Annotated in this window: 11 protein-coding genes; 4 read left to right on the forward strand and 7 right to left on the reverse strand. The window is 68.9% G+C overall.

Going from position 1 to position 19333, the window contains the following annotated elements; all coding sequences use genetic code 11:
* Positions 1 to 15: 15 nt before the first annotated feature.
* A complete protein-coding gene (locus AC6HZP_RS03405; protein ID WP_497525402.1) occupies positions 16 to 2346 on the reverse strand; it encodes a GumC family protein in 2331 nt (776 codons plus the stop codon).
* Positions 2347 to 2610: 264 nt separating this feature from the next.
* Between AC6HZP_RS03405 and AC6HZP_RS03410 the strand changes: the two genes are divergently transcribed.
* Entirely contained in the window at positions 2611 to 4671 is a 2061-nt protein-coding gene (locus AC6HZP_RS03410) for an ATP-dependent helicase (protein WP_497526725.1), read from the forward strand.
* 342 nt (positions 4672 to 5013) lie between these two features.
* Here the strand turns inward: AC6HZP_RS03410 and AC6HZP_RS03415 are convergent, their stop codons facing one another.
* Together AC6HZP_RS03415 and AC6HZP_RS03420 are read right to left on the reverse strand one after the other, a co-directional pair.
* Positions 5014 to 5388, reverse strand: coding sequence for a VOC family protein (locus tag AC6HZP_RS03415; RefSeq protein ID WP_497525403.1), 375 nt, complete (start codon positions 5386 to 5388; stop codon positions 5014 to 5016).
* Positions 5389 to 5439: 51 nt separating this feature from the next.
* Positions 5440 to 6138 (reverse strand): helix-turn-helix transcriptional regulator, encoded by a 699-nt coding sequence (locus AC6HZP_RS03420; protein WP_497525404.1) that lies wholly within the window; start codon positions 6136 to 6138, stop codon positions 5440 to 5442.
* Between the two features lie 426 nt (positions 6139 to 6564).
* On the opposite strand from AC6HZP_RS03420, the gene AC6HZP_RS03425 reads away from it, so the two are divergent.
* The 3 genes from AC6HZP_RS03425 to AC6HZP_RS03435 all read left to right on the forward strand — a co-directional run bounded on the left by AC6HZP_RS03425 (position 6565) and on the right by AC6HZP_RS03435 (position 12293).
* Positions 6565 to 7401: an ImuA family protein gene (locus tag AC6HZP_RS03425; RefSeq protein ID WP_497525405.1), complete on the forward strand. Its 837-nt coding sequence runs from the start codon at positions 6565 to 6567 to the stop codon at positions 7399 to 7401.
* Positions 7292 to 8854, forward strand: a complete 1563-nt coding sequence (locus AC6HZP_RS03430) for a Y-family DNA polymerase (protein ID WP_497525406.1) — start codon at positions 7292 to 7294, stop codon at positions 8852 to 8854. The genes AC6HZP_RS03425 and AC6HZP_RS03430 overlap by 110 nt, the downstream gene beginning before the upstream one ends.
* Before the next feature lie 172 nt (positions 8855 to 9026).
* A complete protein-coding gene (locus AC6HZP_RS03435; protein WP_497525407.1) occupies positions 9027 to 12293 on the forward strand; it encodes an error-prone DNA polymerase in 3267 nt (1088 codons plus the stop codon).
* A gap of 654 nt (positions 12294 to 12947) precedes the next feature.
* Here AC6HZP_RS03435 and AC6HZP_RS03440 read toward each other — a convergent pair.
* From AC6HZP_RS03440 to AC6HZP_RS03455, 4 genes are all read right to left on the reverse strand, one after another.
* Positions 12948 to 13256, reverse strand: a complete 309-nt coding sequence (locus AC6HZP_RS03440) for a Dabb family protein (protein ID WP_497525408.1) — start codon at positions 13254 to 13256, stop codon at positions 12948 to 12950.
* Between the two features lie 372 nt (positions 13257 to 13628).
* Entirely contained in the window at positions 13629 to 17030 is a 3402-nt protein-coding gene (locus AC6HZP_RS03445) for an efflux RND transporter permease subunit (protein WP_497525409.1), read from the reverse strand.
* Positions 17027 to 18256, reverse strand: coding sequence for an efflux RND transporter periplasmic adaptor subunit (locus AC6HZP_RS03450; protein WP_497525410.1), 1230 nt, complete (start codon positions 18254 to 18256; stop codon positions 17027 to 17029). The genes AC6HZP_RS03445 and AC6HZP_RS03450 overlap by 4 nt, the downstream gene beginning before the upstream one ends.
* A 73-nt stretch (positions 18257 to 18329) precedes the next feature.
* A complete protein-coding gene (locus AC6HZP_RS03455) occupies positions 18330 to 18959 on the reverse strand; it encodes a TetR/AcrR family transcriptional regulator (RefSeq protein ID WP_497525411.1) in 630 nt (209 codons plus the stop codon).
* Positions 18960 to 19333 lie beyond the last annotated feature (374 nt).

Consider the following 19333-nt stretch of genomic DNA (forward strand, 5'->3'; position numbering starts at 1 on the left):
GCGGGGAAGGGCCCGTCAGGGCGGGCGGCCGGGCGGCCGGCCGCGGCTCGGCCTTCCGGCGGCGAGGTCCTTGGCGGCGAGGCCCGGCGTCAAGACGTTCGGGGCGGGCGGCGGTCTGCGGCCGCGTCGCGGCGTCGGCCGCGCCTTGTGGATTCCGGCGCGGTTGAGGACGAGCCAGAGATGCGCCGTGCCGTGGCCGCCGCGCGATAGCGCCCGAAGCGCCGCCCGCACCTCGTTCGCCGGCGTCGCGCTGTCGACCACCAGCAGGATGTCGTCGACATGGCGAAGCAGCAGCAGCGCATCGATCACCGGCAGCACCGGCGGGCTGTCGATGACGACATGGTCGAAGTTCTGCCGCGCCTCCTGGATCCACTGGTCGAGCCGGCTTGATTGCAGCAGCGTGTCGAGATGGAGGCGCGGGTCGGCCGGTCCGCACGCGATGGCGAGATGCGGCGCGACGTCGTCGATCGTCAGCCCCTCCGCGCCGATGCCGCGGCCGGCGAGATAGTCGGCGACGCTGTGGCGCGGCGCGAGATCGAGCTCGGTATGGATCGAGGGTCGCCGGAGATCGCCGTCGATCAGGAGCGTCCGCCGTCCGGAGAGCGCCAGCGAGGCGGCTAGGGCGATCGCGGTCGACGTCGCCCCTTCGCCGGCGGTCGCTGCCACGGTCAGGATGACGCGCGCCCGGCCCTCGCGCGGGGGCGGGGCGAGGTCGAGGCCGAGCCGCAGGCGGCGGATCGCCTCGCTATAGAGGCTGTTTGGATGTTCGAGCGTCTCGGTCGCCGGCTTCTCGCCGGGCCGGTCGGGCCGCGCCTCGATCCTGGGCAGCGTCGCGAGGACGGGAACGCCGGCAAAGGCCTCCAGCTCGCTCTCGTCGGAAAAGCCCCCGGCAAAGCCGTCGCGCAGGATGGCGGCGCCGATGCCGGCGAGCAGCGCGCCCATCCCGGCGAGCGCGAGCACCAGCGGCTTGTCCGGAAAGGCAGGGGCGGAGGGGGCGAGTGCTGCGGAGACGATCCGGCTATCGGGCAATTGCAGCTCGATCTCGGCGGCGGCGGCGGTCGAGTTCGCCGCCAGCTTGTCGACGACCTGGCGCAGCGCCGCCGCGTCGCTCTCCGCCTCGCGGAAATGCAGCACGATGTCGGCCGGCACGTCGTTGCCGGCAAGCCGCCGGCCGAGGCGGCCGCGCAATTCCGTCTCGCTGTCCCGCGCCATCCCCGCTTCGGCCGCGATGCGATCGATGACGGCCTGCGCTTCCTTGTCGAGTTGCCGGTCGAGCTGGGCGAGCTTGGTCATCGCCTCCGGATTCGATGCCGCGTCGGCGCCGAACTGGCGGCGGAGCGCCGCGTGCTCGACATTCAGCCGGACCAGGCGGTCGGAGTTCAGCTCCGCGATCAGGGCGTCCCACTCGCGTTTACGGGCCTTTTCGCGCGCCCGGCCGGCGAGCGCATCGTAGCGCTGCCGCGTCGAGGCCTGCTCCTGGATCGCCGCGCGGATCTCGCCGAGTTCGGCGCGAAGCTCCGGATCCTGGATTTCGCCGAGGCTGTCGTCGAGAAAGCTGTCGAGCTTGCGCTCGTGCTCGCGCAGCGTCGCGCGGGTGGCTTCCAGCTGCTGGGCGAGCCGCTGCTGCACGCTGGCGGCAACCGCGACCTTGGCCTGGATCTGGCCGTCGATATAGGCGGCGGCGATCGCATTGGCGATCCGCGCCGCCTTGTCGGCGTCCTTCGATCGCGCGGTCACCTCGATCACATAGGTTTCGCCACGCCGCGTGATCGATGTCGCTACCTCCAGCCGCTTCAGCGTCAGCTGCGTGATCTCGGCTTCCGAAGGCGCGGGCGACCGGATGCCGAGCCAGGCGCGCGCCCGCGCCAGCCAGCCATCGAGCGGTGCGAATTCGGGATCGGCCGGGAGCCCCAGCCGCGTCTGCGCCGCCAGCAGCACGGAGGGCGAGCGCAGGATCTCCACCTCGCTGTCGACGCGGGCGTCGTCGGCGGGCCGCGTCGCGCCGCCCGGCTCCGAGTTCAGCATGCTGCGCTGCCAGGGATCGACGATGACGAGCGCCGAGGCCTTGTAGACGGGCGTCAGCTGGCCGAGGACGATCGCGGCGAGGGCGATGCCGGCGACGAGAACGGCGAGGATCGTCCAGACCTGACGCCGCATCAGCCGGAACAGCCGCCAGGGATCGAAGCTTTGCGCCGCGAGCGGCTGCGGATGGGTCTGCGCATGCGGCTGGGCTTGTGGCGCGATCGTTTCCGATGGGGAGCCGGGCGAGGCCGAAGGGATGCCGTCGTCGGGCGCCGTCTTGCGCCCGTCATCCGTGGCGAGGCGAAGGCCTCTCCCATCCAACATCCTGCTTTGCCCCCGGTCGCTGCTGGCGGTCGCTGGATGCAGGCTCGACCGCAAGATCAAAGGTGACGTAACGGCATCACCGAGTCAACGCGCGGCCCTATGCGCCTCCTTGGCGCGGCCCCGGATGCGGCCCTTCTCCGCATTGCGAACAAAACGGGAAACATGCTCCAATCCGGGACGCTCCCGCTCCTTGATTCGACGGAATGGACTGATCCGCCCATGACTGCCTTGCCGGTGACAGCCTTGCCCGTGACGGCTTTGCCGATGACGGCCGCCCATCTCGCCAAGCTGAACACGGACCAGCGCCGCGCCGTCGAATTCGGCATCACCACGCCAGAGCGCGGGCCGTTGCTCGTCATTGCCGGCGCCGGCTCCGGCAAGACCAACACGCTGGCGCACCGCGTCGCGCATCTGATCCTGAACGGCGCCGATCCGCGCCGCATCCTGCTGATGACCTTCTCCCGCCGGGCAGCGAGCGAGATGGCGCGCCGCGTCGAGCGGATCGCGTCAAGCGCGCTCGGCGACAAGGCCGGCATCCTGACCGATGCGCTCGCCTGGTCCGGCACCTTCCACGGCGTCGGCGCCAAGATTTTGCGCGAGCATGCGCAATGGATCGGGCTCGACCCGGCCTTCACCATTCATGACCGCGAGGATTCGGCCGACCTGATGAACCTCGTCCGGCACGAGCGCGGCCTGTCGAAGAAGGAGAGCCGCTTTCCTGCCAAGGGCACCTGCCTCGCCATCTATTCGCGCGTCGTCAACGCCGAGACGACGCTCGACGAGGTGCTGGTCCGGGTCTTCCCGTGGTGCGCCATGTGGAAGGACGAGCTGAAGGCGCTGTTCTCCGCCTATGTCGAGGCGAAACAGGCGCAGAACGTGCTCGATTACGACGACCTGCTGCTCTACTGGGCCCATCTGATGGCGGAGCCGTCGATCTCGGCCGAGATCGCCGAGCGCTTCGACCATGTTCTGGTCGACGAATACCAGGACACCAACCGCCTGCAGGCTTCCGTGTTGCTCGGGCTGAAGCCGAAGGGCGAGGGGCTGACGGTCGTCGGCGACGACGCGCAGTCGATCTATTCCTTCCGCGCCGCGACGGTGCGCAACATCCTCGATTTTCCCGCCCATTTCACGCCGCCGGCCGAGATCGTCACGCTGGAGCGAAACTATCGCTCGACCCAGCCGATCCTCGCCGCCGCCAACGGCGTCATTGGGCTCGCCACCGAGCGCTTCACCAAGAACCTCTGGACCGAACGCGACAGCGGCGCCAAACCGCAGCTCGTCACCGTGCGCGGCGAGGCCGAACAGGCGCGCTATGTCGTCGAGACGGTGCTGGAGGCGCGCGAGCGCGGCGTGGCGCTGAAGGAACAGGCGGTGATGTTCCGCGCCGCGCATCACTCCGGCCCGCTCGAATTCGAGCTGACCCGGCGCAACATCCCCTTCGTCAAGTTCGGCGGGCTGAAATTCCTCGACGCGGCGCATGTGAAGGACCTGCTGGCGGTGCTGCGCTTCGTCGAGAACCCGCGCGACCGCGTCGCCGGCTTTCGCGTGGCGCAATTGCTGCCGGGCGTCGGGCCGGGCACCGCCGGCAAGATGCTGGACGCGATGGCCGGCGCGGTCGACCCGGTCGCGGCCTTGGCCGATTTCAAGCCGCCGCAGAAGACCGCGGCCGACTGGCCTCCCTTCGTCGAACTGATCGACGCGCTTAGGGGCCGCGGCATGGGCTGGCCGGCCGAGATCGAGGCGGTGCGAAACTGGTACGAGCCGCATCTGGAGCGCATCCACGAGGACGCGACCGTGCGCCTCGCCGATCTCGTGCAGCTGGAGCAGATCGCCGGCGGCTATGCCTCGCGCGAGCGGTTTTTGACCGAGCTGACGCTCGATCCGCCGGACGCGACCAGCGGCGAGGCGGGCGTGCCGATGCTCGACGAGGATTATCTCATCCTCTCGACCGTGCATTCCGCCAAGGGGCAGGAATGGAAATCGGCCTTCGTGCTCAATGTCGTCGACGGCTGCATGCCGATCGATCTCTCGACCGGCACGGCCGAGGAGATCGAGGAGGAGCGGCGGCTGCTCTATGTCGCGATGACGCGGGCGAAGGACGAGCTGCACCTCGTCATGCCGCAGCGCTTCTTCGTCACGCAGCAGACGCGCGGCGGCGACCGCCACGTCTACGCGACGCGCACCCGCTTCATCCCCTCCGCGATCCTCTCTCTGTTCGAGCAGGTGATCTGGCCGCCGGTAGCGAGCGAAGCGCCCGGCGCAGTGGCGCAGCCGCGCGTGCCGGTCGACATCGCGGCGCGGATGCGGGGCATGTGGAAGTAGGGGGAGAGACCCTCACCCCAGCCCTCTCCTGCAAGCGGGAGAGGGGGCAAGCGAGCTCGGGGTAGGCCCTTGCCGTTGAAGCGAGATCGCGTCCCCAGGCTCGCCGTCATCCCTGCGAAAGCAGGGATCCATGCAGCTGAAGCCTCGTGAAACGCCCGGCAACCCTGCTGAATGGATCCCGGGTCTCCGCCCGGGATGACGGGGAGTTCTACCCACGCTTCCGCGCAAGCGCCGTCGGGCGCTGAGTGGCAGTCAGCGGAGCCCCCCGCTGGTCGGGGGCAGGCGCGGTCCGCTCCCTCTCCCGCTCGCGGGAGAGGGTTGGGGTGAGGGGCTTTCCGGACCTCACGCGTCCTGCAGGCAGACGCGCAGGCGGTGGCCGTCGGGGTCGAGGGCGACGAAGGTGGGGCCGAAATCGAGCACCGTCAGTTCCTGTTCGATCTCGATCCCGCGCGCCCGCCAGTCGGCATAGAGCGCGTCGATCCTCGGCTTGTCCTCGACCATGAAGACGAGCTCGCCATTGGCGCCGTTCGCGCTCGCGGTGGTGGCGGGCTTCGCCTGGCCGCGGGCCCAGAGGCCGAGCGTGATGCCGTTGTCGAGCGGCAGGGCGGCGAAGTTGGGCGAGCCGTGCGCCGCCGGCTGGCCGAGCAGGTCGGCATAGAATGCGGCGCTGGCGGCGGTGTCGTCGACATAGAGCAGGATCATGTTCGGGGTCGTCATGGTGTTGCCTCCGTTGTGGATGGAGGCAGGTTAGACGCTCATGCTGTCAGTTTATGGCAGCATTGACGGATGGCTGATGCCCTCGGCGATCTTCCATTCCTTCAAGAGCACCTGCCGCCGGCGCGGATAGCGCGTCTCCGTCACCACGAGATCGCTGATCCGCTCGGTGCGGAAATGGCGGAAATCCTGCCGGGTCTCGCACCAGGCGACGAGCATCCGCACCCGCTCGAAGAAGCCGAGCGCGAAGGGCCAGACCGTCCGCTTGGAGGCGGCGCCAGCCGCATCTGTATAGGCGAAGGAGAGCTTGCGCTCCCGGCGGATCGCGGCGCGGACGGCGGCCAGGTCGACGCCCGGCGTCTCGGTCGAGCTCGTCCCGACCAGCAGCGCCGAACTGTCGAGATCCTCGCGGAGATCCGGAGGCAGCACGGCGGCGATCTTGGCGAGCGCATTGCCGGCCGCCAGCGCCAGCCGGGGATCGGCGCGTTTCGACACCCAGCGCGAGCCGAGCACCAGCGCCTCGATCTCGTCTTCCGAAAACATCAGCGGCGGCAGCAGGAAGCCGGGCTTCAATATGTAGCCGACGCCGGCCTCGCCCTCGATCGACGCGCCCTGCGCCTGCAGCGTGGCGATGTCGCGATAGAGCGTGCGCAGGCTGACGCCGAGCTCGCCGGCAAGCACATGCCCGCTCACCGGCCGGCGATGGCGGCGCAGGATCTGGACCAGATCGAGCAGGCGTTCGGATCGGGACATGCGGCATTCCTTTCGCGCCATGATGCCATAAACTGGCAGCAGTTGCAGTGAGGGCTGGAAGCCAGTCGTAGCGAGGGTTGGAAGCAAGGCCCTCACCCAACCCTCTCCCATGGGGAGAGGGCTTTTGGCCGGCGGGCTGCATCGGTCGGGGAGGGCACCTGCTGGGGCGAGGCGCGATCCACTCTGCTTCGACCACGCGCGATCCGCTCCCTCTCCCCCTGGGAGAGGGTTGGGGTGAGGGCCTTTCGGCCTCACAGCCTCCGCCCGAGGTCGACCGCCGGGGCAAACCCCTCCCGCGCCCCCTTTCGAGGGTGACGGGCACTTCGCTGTGTCCTCGGCTGACTCTGGTTGACTCTCGATCGCTTTGGAGTCGTATTAGAACAAATAGAGAACATGAGAAGATGGATCGGGCAAGAACGGACGACGATGAGTACCGCGAAGGCGACCCTTTCCGCATTGCGGCAGCGCATTGCGACGATCGAGGCGACGGCCGGAATGCCGGGCGTCGCCGCGACGGCCGGAATGCCGGGCGCCGCCGCGTCGCGGTCGCGCATTGCGATCGATCGCGACCTTGTCGACGCGGCGCTGGGCGGCGGGCTGGCGCGCGGCGCGCTGCATGAGATCCACGCCGCCACCGGTGCCGACAATATCGCGGCGAGCGGCTTCTCGCTGGCGCTGGCGCTGGCCGCCGCCCCCGCCGGCCGGCCGATCGTCTGGGTAAGGCAGGATTATGCCGCGCAGGAGGGCGGCGGCCTCCATGGCGACGGCCTCGCCGCGCTCGGGCTCGATCCGGCGGCGCTGATCTTGGTCCGCCTGCGCGACCCGCTCGCCGTGCTGCGCGCCGGCGGCGAGGCGGCCCGCTGCGGCGCGCTCGGCGCCGTCCTGGTCGAGCCCTGGGGTGAGCCGAAGGCGCTGGACCTGACGGTGCAGCGCCGCTTCCAGCTCGCCGCCGAGGCGTCGGGCGTGACGGTCTTCCTGCTTCGTCCCGGCGCGCGGCCGATGCCCGGCGGGGCGGAGACGCGCTGGCAGGTCGCCGCCGGCCCGGCGACGCCGCTTGCCATGAACGCGCCCGGCCACCCGACCTTCGACCTGACCTTGTTGCGCCATCGCCACGGCCCCCCCGGCGGCCCGTGGCGGCTGGAGTGGAACCGCGATGAAAAGCTCTTCAAGCCCCCGGCGCTATTGCGCGATCCGGCTGCCGTTCCTCGCCTCGAACCGGCTGCGCCGCCGGCCGAACGCGCCGCATTCCGGCTTGCCGGCTGAGACGCCGCTCGTCATCGTCGAGAAGGCGAAGGGCGCGATTGCGATCGCAGCACCCGACGCGGCGGCGATCGACCTCGGCCTCGCGCCGGGCCTGTCGCTGGCCGAGGCGCGGGCGCGGCTCTCCGATCTCGTCGTCGCCGAGCATGACCCCGCCGCCGACGACGCGCTGGTGGAGGCGATCGCCGACTGGTGCGATCGCTACACGCCGCTCGTCGCCCGCCATGGCGCGCGCGGCCTGATGCTCGACATCACCGGCGTCGCCCATCTCTTTAAGGGCGAGGCGGCGCTGCTCGACGACCTCCTGACCCGCCTCGACGGGCTCGGCTTGACCGCCTTCGGCGCGATCGCCGGCGCGCCCGCGACGGCCCGCGCGCTGGCGCGCTCGCCGCGCCGCACCGTGGTCGAGCCCGGCCGCGAGGCGTCGGCCGTGTGGCCGCTGCCGATCTCGGCGCTCGGGCTAGATCCGGCCCGGCTGCAGGCGCTGGCGCGCGCCGGGCTGAAGACGGTCGGCGACCTGATCGACAGGCCGCGCAGCCCCCTTGCCGCCCGCTTCGGCGCCGATTGCGTCGAGCGGCTGGAGCGGCTCGCCGGGATTTTAGAGCATCCGATCTCGCCGCGCCGGCCGGTGCCGGCAGCGCTCGCCGAGCGCATCTTCTTCCAGCCGATCGCCCATGCGGACGACATCGAGGCGACGCTCGCCCGCCTCGCCGCCGACGTCGCCTCGCTGCTCGAGACGCGCGGCGAGGGCGGGCGTTCCTTCGAGGCGAGCTTCTACCGCGTCGACGGCGACGTCCGCCGCATCACGGTCGCGACCGCCCGCCCGAACCGTGCGCCAAAGGCGATCGCACGACTGTTTCACGAGAAACTGGATGCGCTTTCCGATCCGCTCGATGCCGGCTTCGGCTTCGACCTGATCCGCCTCGGCGCCTTCCGCACCGAGCCCTTCGTCGCCGCGCAGGCGAGCCTCGACGGCCACGCGCTCGACGACGAGGCGGTCGCCGATCTGGTCGACCGGCTCGGCGCCCGCTTCGGGCCGGAGCGCGTCCTCGGCTTCGTGCCCGAGGATACGCACATCCCCGAGCGGCGGACGCGCATGGTCCCCGTCTTCACGCTCGGTGCGGAGGGCAGCGCCGAGTGGAACGAGATGCCGGCGGCCGGCGAGCCGCCGCTCCGGCCCCTCAGCCTGTTCGATCCACCCGAGCCGGTCGAGGCGCTGGGCGAGGTGCCGGACGGGCCGCCGCTCTCCTTCCGCTGGCGCCGCGTGCTGCACCAGGTGGCGCGCGCCGAGGGGCCGGAGCGCATCGCGCCGGAATGGTGGCGCGCCGGTGGCCCCGACCGCGACTATTTCCGCGTCGAGGACCGCAAGGGCGCTCGCTTCTGGCTTTTCCGCGAGGGTTTTTATGCCGCCGACCGACCGCAGCCGCGCTGGTTTTTGCACGGGCTGTTCGCATGAGGATTCGAGCAAGACCCTCACCCAACCCTCTCCCGCTCGCGGGAGAGGGCCTTGGCCGGCGCCTTGCATCGACAGTGAGCGCGGCAACCGGCGCAGGCGTGCTCCCTCTCCCGCCTGCGGGAGAGGGGTGGGGTGAGGGTTCTTCGCGCCGCGCCCTGACGACGGAGGCCCCATGAGCGCCTATGCCGAGCTCGCTGCGATGTCGAACTTCTCCTTCCTGGAAGGCGGCTCGCACGCGGCCGAGCTGATCATCCAGGCGCATGCGCTGGGGCTGAAGGGGCTCGGCATTGCCGACCGCAACACTTTTGCTGGCATCGTCCGCGCCCATGACGCCTGGGGCAGCGAGGATTATGGCAATGCGCGCGCCGCCGGATTCCGCCTCGTCGTCGGCGTCCGGCTCGTCTTTCGCGATCGGACCCCGGACATCCTCGCCTATCCGACGGATCTTTCCGCCTATGGCCGGCTCTGCCAGCTCTTGAGCCTCGGCAAGCGCCGGGCGCCGAAGGGCGAATGCCACATCGATTTCGACGACCTCGCGGCGCATGCCGAAGGCTCGCTCTTCATCCTGATGCCGCCGGCGCGGCTTGAGAGGGATCTCGTTCCGGATCTCGGCGCCGCGCTCGGCCGGCTCGCTGCGCTGGCGCCGGGGCGGACCTGGCTCGCCGCCGTGCTCTATCGCAAGGGGGACGACCGCCGCCGGCTCGCTGCGCTCTCGGCGCTCGCCTGGGATCACCGCGTCCGGATGCTCGCCGTCAACGACGTGCTCTACCACGCGGCCGAGCGGCGGCCGCTGCAGGACGTTTTGACCTGCATCCGCGAAAAGACGACGATCGAGAAGGCGGGCCGGCTTCTCGCGATGAATGCCGAGCGACACCTGAAGCCGGGCGTCGAGATCGAGCGCCTGTTCCGCGATTTTCCCGGCGCTGTGGCGGAGACGGATCGCTTCCTGAAGCGCATCGCCTTCACCCTCGACGAGATAAAATACGAATATCCGCATGAGGCGGTGCCGCCCGACCTGACGCCACATCGCTATCTGCAATATCTGGTCTTCAAGGGAGCCGCGACACGCTATCCGGTCCGCGTCCCGCCGGCCGTTCGCAAGCAGATCAAGCATGAGCTGCTGCTGGTCCGGAGATTGAACTATCCGGCCTATTTCATCACCGTTTACGACATCGTTCGCTTTGCCAATGAGGCCGGCATTCTTTGCCAGGGTCGGGGGTCGGCGGCGAATTCGGTGATCTGCTTCTGCCTCGGGATCACGTCCGTCGATCCCATGCGGAACAAGCTCCTGTTCGAGCGCTTTCTGTCGCCGGAGCGGAAGGAGCCGCCCGATATCGACGTCGATTTCGAGCATCAGCGGCGCGAGGAGGTGATCCAGTACATCTATCGCCGCTATGGCCTCGATCGCGCCGCCATCTGCGGCACGGTGATCTCCTATCGGACGAAGAGCGCCATCCGCGAGGTCGGCAAGGCGATGGGCCTGTCGGAAGACGTCATCCTGGCGCTCGGCGGCACGGTCTGGGGCGGCGGCTGGGGCTCGGCCATCCAGGACAAGCATATCAGCGATTCCGGCCTCGATCCGAAGAACCCGGCGATCAAGCAGGTGGTGGAGCTGGCGATGGGGTTACGGAGTTTCCCGCGCCATCTTTCGCAGCATGTCGGCGGCTTCGTTCTGACCGAGAAGCTCCTGAACGACCTCGTGCCGAGCGGCCCGGCGGCGATGAAGGACAGAAGCTTCATCGAATGGGACAAGGACGACATCGACACGGTGAAGATGATGAAGGTCGACGTGCTGGGGCTCGGCATGCTGACCTGCATCCGCAAGGCGTTCGACCTGATCGCGGGGGCGGGCGGCGAGCGCTATGCGCTGCATACGATCCCCTGGGAGGATCCGGCCGTCTACGACATGCTCTGCGCGGGCGATTCGATCGGCGTGTTCCAGGTCGAGAGCCGGGCGCAGATGAACATGCTGCCGCGCCTGCAGCCGCGTCGGTTCTATGATCTCGTCATCCAGGTGGCGATCGTTCGGCCCGGGCCGATCCAGGGCAACATGGTGCATCCCTATCTGAAGCGGCGGGCAGGTATAGAGAAACCGAGCTATCCGTCACCGGCGCCGGAGCATGGTCATCCCGACGAGCTGAGGGAAGTCCTGTCGCGGACGCTGGGTGTGCCGATCTTCCAGGAACAAGCGATGCAGCTCGCCATGGTCGCTGCCAAATTCACCGGCGACGAGGCGAACGGCCTGCGCCGCGCCATGGCGACGTTCCGGCATCTCGGCACGATCCATCGCTACGAGGAGAAGATGGTCGGCCGCATGATCGCGCGCGGTTATGAGCCTGGCTTTGCCAATAACTGCTTCGACCAGATCCGCGGTTTTGGCGAATATGGCTTTCCCGAGAGCCATGCCGCGAGCTTCGCCCGTCTCGTCTATATCTCCGCCTGGATCAAGTGCCATCACCCGGCCGCCTTCGCCGCGGCGCTGCTGAACTCGCAGCCGATGGGTTTCTATGCGCCGGCGCAGATCGTCCGCGATGCCGCCGATCACGCCGTGCCGATCAGCCCCGTCGATATCAATGCGAGCCTCTGGGACAACACGCTGGAGCCGACGGAAGAGGGGCTGGCGCTGCGGCTCGGCTTCCGCCAGATCGACGGCTTTCGCGAGGATTGGGCGGAGAGGATCGCAGCGCGGCGGGGCGCGGGCTTCGCGGCGATGGACGATCTCGTCCGCTATACCGGGCTCGAGCGCCGCGCCTATGAAAAACTCGCCGATGCCGACGCGCTGCGCTCGCTCGGCCTCGACCGGCGGCAGGGGCTCTGGGAGGTGCGACGCCTGCCGAGTTCCGAGATCCTGCCGCTCTTCGCCGCCGCCGACGCGGCCGAACTGGGCAGGGAGCAGGATACGCCGCTGCCGGCCATGCCGCTTTCCGAGCACGTCGTCGCCGATTACCAGACGCTGCGCCTGTCCCTGAAAGCGCATCCGATGAGTTTTTTGCGCGAGCGCTACACGGCCGAGCGCATCCTGTCGGCGGCGGCGATCTCCGCGCTTTCAGACGGCGCCTTCGCGCGGACGGCCGGCGTCGTGCTGGTGCGGCAGCGGCCGGGCAAGGGCAATGTCGTGTTCATGACGCTCGAGGACGAGACCGGCATCGTCAACGTCGTCGTCTGGACGCGGCTGTTCGACACCTTCCGCCGCACCATCATCGGCGCCAAGCTGGTGCTGGTCGAGGGCAACATCCAGAAGAGCCCGGAGGGCATCGTGCATCTCGTGGCGAAGCATCTGGTCGACAGGACGAGCGATCTCGACCATCTCGCCGAGGACCGCCGGCCGAAACTCGATCCCGCCCGCGCCGACGAATTCGCCCACCCGAGTCGCCCAAGCCACCCCGGAAGCCACCCGCGCAACGTCCGCATCATCCCGAAATCGCGTGATTTTCACTGAGGGGGTGAGACAAGGCTTAATCTGATGCGCCGTCGCCAGCCCCAAGCTCGCCGTCATCCCGGCCCCCGAGCCGGGATCCATTCAGCCGGGTTGTGTGCCGCGTGCGGCTCCCGAGCGCGCGTCGGCATGGATCCCTGCTTTCGCAGGGATGATGGCGGCGTGCGGTTGGTCCTGTCCGGCCCTGTAGGGACGCGGTGCGTCCTTCGAGACGGCTTGCTCCGCAAGCCTCCTCAGGATGATGGGGGCGGTGCTCGGCCCGGATGAAGGCAAGCGCGGCGAGGCAGGTCCTTTTCCAGCCCCAAGCTCGCCGTCATCCCGGCCCCCGAGCCGGGATCCATTCAGCCGGGTTGTGCGCCACGTGGGCTCCCGAGCCCGCGTCGGCATGGATCCCTGCTTTCGCAGGGATGACGGTGGAGTGTGGTTGGTCCTATCCGGCCTTGTAGGGACGCCGTTCTCATCATCCTGAGGTGCCCGGCGAAGCCGGGCCTCGAAGGAGGGTCCAGGGAACGCCCCGGATTCCCGGACTCAGTCTGATACCGAAATGACCCGCTGGATCCTCCTTCGAGGCTTCGCTCACGCGAAGCACCTCAGGATGATGGCGGAGGGCGTGGATGGGCCTGGAGGCCAATGGCCTCGCAGGCAAGCTCGCGCCCCTCAATGCTCGAGGTCGTAGACCAGGATGCCGTCCGTGCCGCCTTCCGCCGCCGCGACGATGGCGGCGCCGACCTTCGCGTGCTCCTCGTCGGCCAGATACTGGTCGCGGGCTGCCGCGTCGCGGAAGGTCACGATGAAGCCTTCCGAAAAGCCCTTGTCGAGGCCTTCCGGGCTCATGTTGTTGCCGACGAAGATGTTGATCAGCCCGTCGATCCGTGGCCTTAGCGCCAGCAGCGCGTCGAGGATCGCCACCTTGGTCGAGGCGGTGGTGTCGGCGCGGTAGTGGATGAAGACGCAGTGGGTAATCATGATTCTGGAATGTCCTCCGGCGCGCAGCATAGGCGGGGCCGGGGCGGGACGTCACCTGTTTCGAACGCCGCACGGGGGGCTGTCCGGCCGAGGTCTGTGCATGGCCAAGCCTCAAGCAAGACCCTCACCCAACCCTCTCCCGCAAGCGGGCGAGGGCTCTTTCGATCGCGGGCGTCATGGGGGGCGGAGCTCTATCTTCGCTCGCGGCCGTCAGGGGGCGGCAATCGGACCGCTGGGTCGGCAGGCCGATGTGATGCGAGGACGACGCGCTCGATCCGTTTCGGCCTGAACCGGGCTCTCGGCGCAGCGCGCAGAAAAAAGCCCTCTCCCGCGAACGGGAGAGGGCTGGGGGGCTTCGGGATCCGGAGCGCCTTACTCGGCGGCGATCCGCATTTCCTTGGTGAGCGCGGGCAGCGGCGGCTCGTGCTCGGTCTCGTCCTCGTCCGCCTCGTTGGGGGCGAAGGCGCGATGGAAGAGATGGCCGACCAGCTTCGAGAGGTCGTCCATGATCGTGTAGACGGACGGGATGAAGACCAGCGACAGGATCGTCGACAGGAACAGGCCGCCCATCACCGCGATCGCCATCGGCGCACGGAACTCGCCGCCTTCGCCGAGCGCCAGCGCCGCCGGCAGCATGCCGGCGCCCATGGCGATGGTGGTCATGACGATCGGCCGCGCCCGCTTGCGGCCGGCGTCGATGATCGCTTCCTTGCGGTCCATGCCGTGCTTGACCTGCTCGACGGCGAAGTCGACCAGCATGATCGCGTTCTTGGTGACGATGCCCATCAGCATCAGCATGCCGATGATGACAGGCATCGAGAACGCGTTGTTGGTCAGAAGCAGCGCCGCCACCACGCCGCCGATCGAGAGCGGCAGCGAGGCGAGGATGGTCAGCGGCTGGAACACGCTGTTGAACAGGACGATCAGCACGACGAAGACGAGCAGGATGCCGGAGCCCATGGCGACGCCGAAGGCGGAGAACACCTCGGCCTGCGCCTCGGCATCGCCCGTATCCTGCAGGCGGACGCCGGCGGGGAAGTTCTTGACGACGTCCATCGTCTTGATCCGCTCGGTGCCCTGGCCGGAGGTGAAGCCGTGCGCCATGTCGGTGCCGACCTTCACCAGCCTTTCGCGGTCATAGCGCTCGATCGTCGCCGGACCCTGGCCGAAGCCGACATTGGCGACGGTCGAGAGCGGCACCGAGCCGCCGGCCGGCAGCGGCACGCGCAGCGCCGACAGCACCGAGAGATCGGAGCGGGCGACGCGGTCGAGCTCGACGCGGATCGGAACCTGGCGGCCGTCCACGGTGAACTTGGCCAAGTTGGCGTCGGCGTCGCCCGTCGTCGCGACGCGGATGGTCTCCGAGATGCGATCCGGCGCGATGCCGAGCGCCGAGGCCTCGTCGAGCTTCGGCACGATGCGGATTTCCGGCCGGGCGAAGGAGGAGAGCGCGACCGGGTTCAGGAACATCGGGTCGGCCTTCATCGCCGCCTCGAGATCGCCCGACGCCTTGGCAACGACGTCGCCGTCCTTGCCGGTGACGGCGATCGTCGTCTCGCGGTCGCCGCGCTCGTTGACGACGTAGAAGCGGATGTCGGGAATGCCGGCGAGCACGTTGGCGACGAGCGGCTTCATGTCCTTCTGGCTGACGGTGCGCTCCGCCTTCGGCACCAGCTCGAGGATGACGGCGGCGCGCCGCGTCTCCAGCGTGCCGGTCGGCGAGGTGCCGCCCATGACGAAGACGCTGCGGATCTGCGGCAGGGTGCGCAGCGCCGAGGCAATCTTGTCGGTGGTGAGGGTGGTCTCGGCGAGACCGGTTCCCGGCGGCAGCTCGACCGAGACGGCAAGTCGGCCCTCGTCGCCCTCGGGGATGAATTCCGAGGGCAGCAGGCCGGTCGCCCAGATCGAGCCGGCGAAGGTGGCGATGCCGGCGGCGAGCGTCACCCAGCGCATGCCGCGGGCGAGCGTCGCCTTGAGCAGGCTCGTATAGAGACGCATGACGAGGCCGTCATGCTCCTCGGCCGGATGCGGCTGGCCGAGCCAGGCGCGCACCAGCGCGAAGCCGGCGGCGATCGCTAGCGCGTAGAGCGCGATCCGGGTCCAGCCGATCGCGGTGACCCGCTCGGCGAGCGTGCCGAGCAGCGGAACGCCGACGAGGCCCTCGCCGGTGATCTCCAGCGCCAGCGCGCCGAGGCCGATCACCACCGCGACCGGGATCACGGCGCGCAGCTTGCGGCCGAGATCGTAGCGGAAGCCCTGATAGACCGGCTCGCCATCCGAGCCGTCGCCGGCATAGGGCGTGCGCATGAAATAGGCGGCCATCATCGGCGTGATCAGGCGCGCCACGAGCAGCGAGAAGAACACGGCGACCGCGACGGTCAGGCCGAACTGCTTGAAGTACTGGCCGGCGATGCCGCCCATGAACGAGACCGGGGCGAAGATCGCCATGATCGTCGTCGAGATGGCGATGACGGCGAGGCCGATCTCGTCGGCGGCTTCGAGCGCCGCCCGATAGGGCTTCTTGCCCATGCGGGTATGGCGGACGATGTTCTCGATCTCGACGATGGCGTCGTCGACGAGGATGCCGGTGACGAGCGTGATGCCGAGCAGGCTGACGAGGTTGAGCGAGAAGCCCAGCATCGACAGCGCCCAGAAGGTCGGGATCGCCGAAAGCGGCAGCGCGACGGCCGCGACCAGCGTCGCCCGCCAGTCGCGCAGGAACAAGAGCACGACGAGGATGGCGAGAATGGCGCCCTCGTAGAGCGTGTCCATCGCGCTTTCGTAATTGCCGTAGGTGTAGTGGACGGTGTTGTCGATGATCGAGAAGGAGACGTCCGGATTGGCGGCGCCGATCTCGGCGATCTTGGCGTTGACGACGTCGGCGACCGACGCGTCGCTGGCGCCCTTGGCGCGATAGACGGCGAGCGCCACGACCGGCTTGCCGTCTAGGCGGGCGAAGGATTTCGGCTCCTCCCAATGGTCCTCGACCGTGCCGAGATTGCCGAGCCGGACCTCGCGGCCGCCGGAGATGACGATCCGCGCATTGGCGAGATCCTCGATCGACTTGGCGCCCGCCAGCGTGCGAATGGTCTGTTCCTGGTTGCCGACCTCGCTCTTGCCGCCGGCGAGATCGACATTGGTGATCTGGAGCTGGCGGTTGACGTCGGCGGCGGTGACGCCGAGCGCCATCAGCCGGTCCGGATCGAGGCGGATCTGGATCTCGCGGGTGACGCCGCCCATGCGCTCGACCCGGCCGACGCCCTTCAGCGCCTGCAGGTCGCGGATGACCTGGTCGTCGATGAACCAGGAGAGCTGCTCCGGCGACAGCGTCGGGGCCAGCGCGCCATAGGTCAGGATCGACTGGGCCTCGACGTCGATGCGCTGGATGATCGGCTCGTCGACGGTCTTGGGCAGGTCGCCGCGGATCTTGGCGATGGCGTCCTTGACGTCGTTCAGCGCGCGGTCGGTGTTGACCTCGAGCCGGAATTCGATCGCGGTCGAGGACTGGCCGTCGGTGATGGTCGAGGAGACATGCTTGACGCCGGTGATCGACGCGACCGCGTCCTCCACCTTCTTGGTGACCTGCGTCTCCAGCTCGGCCGGCGCCGTGCCGGCGTCGGTGACGTTGACCGAGATCAGCGGCACGTCGATGTTGGGGAAGCGCGTGATCGGCAGTCCCATGAACGAGACGATGCCGAAGGCGCACAGCACGACGAACAGCAGGATGGGCGGAACCGGATTGCGGATCGCCCAGGCGGAAAAGTTCCAGCTCATCCCTTCGCTCCCTCGGTCTGCTTGGCCTCGCCTTGCGCCTCGACCGCGGTGACGGCGTCGCCGTCGCGCACGAACGTCCCGGCGCGCAGCACGACCGCCTCGCCGAGGGCAATGCCTTCCACGACCTCGACCATGCCCTTGCCGGAAATGCCGGTCTTGATCGGGCGGGTCTGGATCTTGCCGTCGACGACGACCTGCGCCGTCGCCTCGCCGGCGGTGGTGACGACGGCCGAGACGGGAATGCTCACGCTTTCGCGGCGGGCCAACTCGACGGTGCCGCGCGCGAAGGCGCCGGCGCTGACCTTGGAACCCGCCGGCAGGGCGACGCGCAGCCGGCCGAGCCGGCTCGCATCGTCGATCTTCGGCGAGACGAGGCGCACGGAGCCCTGGATGCCCTCGGAAATGCCCGGCACCGTGATCGTCACCGGCTGGCCGACGGCGATCTGCGAGAGCTCTGCTTCCGGCACCTGCGCCTGCAGCTCGATGGCGCCGTCCTCGGCGAGGCGGAACAGCGGCTCGCCGCCGCCGGAGACGATGGCGCCGATGCGGGCCGAGCGCGACAGCACCAGGCCGTCGGTCGGGGCCTTGATCTCGGTCTTGGTGACGCGCAGCAGCAGCTCGCGGCGCTGCGCCTCGGTCAGCGCCTTGTCGGCCTCGGCAAGCGCCAGGCCCTGGGTGGCGGCGTCGCGGCGGGCGGCGGCGGTCTTCGCCGTCGATTCACGCACGTCGAGCGCGTCCTGGGCGACGATGCCTTTGGTCTTCAGCGACTGGCCGCGATCGAAGGCGGCGTTGGCCTGCGCCTCGATGGCGGTCGCCTCGGCGATCTGGCTCTTCGCCTGCGCGATCGCCGCGTCATTGCGGGCGAGCGACGAGGCGTTCTGGGCGAGCTGGACGTCGAGCGTGTCGGTCGACAGGCGAGCGAGAACCTGGCCCGCCTTGACGTGGTCGCCTTCTTCCGCCGAGAGCTCGGTCAGCCGGTAGCCGTCGAGGTCGACGCCGACGAGCACTTCCTCGCGCGGCACCAGCGAGCCGACGACGATCGCCGTCTGGACGATTTCCTTGCGCGCGGCGGGGACGACGGTGATGGCCGGCGGCTTCGGCGCCGCGGGGGCGGGCGCCGGCTCGTTGGCCGCGGCGGGGAACATCGAGTCCGGCAGCGCCAGCGCTCCGGCGGCGATGGCGGCGACGAAGGCGGCCGAGGCCGCGAGGCGGGTCATGCGCTTCATGGTTTGTCTGGCCGCGGGGGCGGCCTCCTCTGGTCATGCAGACAAGGGCGGTCTCATGCCGCCGTCAGGTCGCTCAGGCTTTCAATCCCAGGACACCCGCGAGTAGCCGCCGCAGCAGCGGCTCGACGCGGGGCAGTGTCAGGTCAGGGTCGTTGATCTGGCGCAGGGCGATGCCGTCGACGGCGGCCTGGATCAGGCTGATCGTGGCATCGAGGTCCTCGATCGGGGGCATCTCGCCCTTCTCGATCGATTCCACGAAGATCTCGCGCATGATGTCGCGGACGCTTTCGTCGATCTTGGCGAAGCGCTTGCCGATCTCGGTGTTGCGCAGGCTCTCGGCGCTGATCTCGGCCATCAGCTCGCAGGCGCCGGGATCGCGCATATAGGCGAAATAGCCCATGGCGCAGTGCATCATCCGGTCGAGCAGCGGGGCAGAGCCCCGCATCGTCTCGATCAGCTCGGCCGCGCCGCAGCGCTCGTCCTGGGCGATCGCCTCGATGATCGCTTCCTTGGACGGGAAATAGCGATAGAGGCCGCCGGGGCTCATCTTCGCCTCGGCGCAGATCTCCTGCATCGACGCGCCGCGAAAGCCGGAGCGCGCGAAGCAGGTGCGCGCCGCGTCGAGGATCTGGCTCCGCCGGGCATCCTGCACGCTTTCGCGCACGGGCGTTTCGGCGGGATCGGGATGGACAAGAGCCGTCATGGGCACCCACAAAACATGCGAATGAATGTTCGCTCGCAGCAGATGCGGGGGATGTGCCGTTAAGTCAAGGTAAGCTGGGAAGAGTCTCTGGCGATTTTTTCGTCGCCGCCGTCGATTTTGTTCGGGACGGGGAAATTTGCGGCAAATCCGCCACAGATCCCGGGCCCAAAGGGGCGACGGCAATCCCGCCAAGCCCGGTTCCTCGGCAGGAACCGGAAGCATGCCCCGACGGAAGGTTGGGTCGCGCCCGGCGCTTTTCAAGCACCGATCGCCCGGAGATTTTCGGACGAAGGGAATGCCGGTTCGCGTCGGGAAAGCGCGAATGAACAAAATGCTGGAGCCGTCAGGCGTTTCCATGGAACGCTGACGGCTCT

This window comes from Kaistia sp. SLG-1, assembly GCF_059699055.1.

What these genes read in the sequence shown, in the direction of transcription:
- AC6HZP_RS03405 (WP_497525402.1), bottom strand. Translation starts at nt 2,346, where the DNA reads ATGTTGGATGGGAGAGGCCTTCGCCTCGCCACGGATGACGGGCGCAAG.
- AC6HZP_RS03410 (WP_497526725.1), top strand. Translation starts at nt 2,611, where the DNA reads ATGACGGCCGCCCATCTCGCCAAGCTGAACACGGACCAGCGCCGCGCC.
- AC6HZP_RS03415 (WP_497525403.1), bottom strand. Translation starts at nt 5,388, where the DNA reads ATGACGACCCCGAACATGATCCTGCTCTATGTCGACGACACCGCCGCC.
- AC6HZP_RS03420 (WP_497525404.1), bottom strand. Translation starts at nt 6,138, where the DNA reads ATGTCCCGATCCGAACGCCTGCTCGATCTGGTCCAGATCCTGCGCCGC.
- AC6HZP_RS03425 (WP_497525405.1), top strand. Translation starts at nt 6,565, where the DNA reads ATGAGTACCGCGAAGGCGACCCTTTCCGCATTGCGGCAGCGCATTGCG.
- AC6HZP_RS03430 (WP_497525406.1), top strand. Translation starts at nt 7,292, where the DNA reads ATGAAAAGCTCTTCAAGCCCCCGGCGCTATTGCGCGATCCGGCTGCCG.
- AC6HZP_RS03435 (WP_497525407.1), top strand. Translation starts at nt 9,027, where the DNA reads ATGAGCGCCTATGCCGAGCTCGCTGCGATGTCGAACTTCTCCTTCCTG.
- AC6HZP_RS03440 (WP_497525408.1), bottom strand. Translation starts at nt 13,256, where the DNA reads ATGATTACCCACTGCGTCTTCATCCACTACCGCGCCGACACCACCGCC.
- AC6HZP_RS03445 (WP_497525409.1), bottom strand. Translation starts at nt 17,030, where the DNA reads ATGAGCTGGAACTTTTCCGCCTGGGCGATCCGCAATCCGGTTCCGCCC.
- AC6HZP_RS03450 (WP_497525410.1), bottom strand. Translation starts at nt 18,256, where the DNA reads ATGAAGCGCATGACCCGCCTCGCGGCCTCGGCCGCCTTCGTCGCCGCC.
- AC6HZP_RS03455 (WP_497525411.1), bottom strand. Translation starts at nt 18,959, where the DNA reads ATGACGGCTCTTGTCCATCCCGATCCCGCCGAAACGCCCGTGCGCGAA.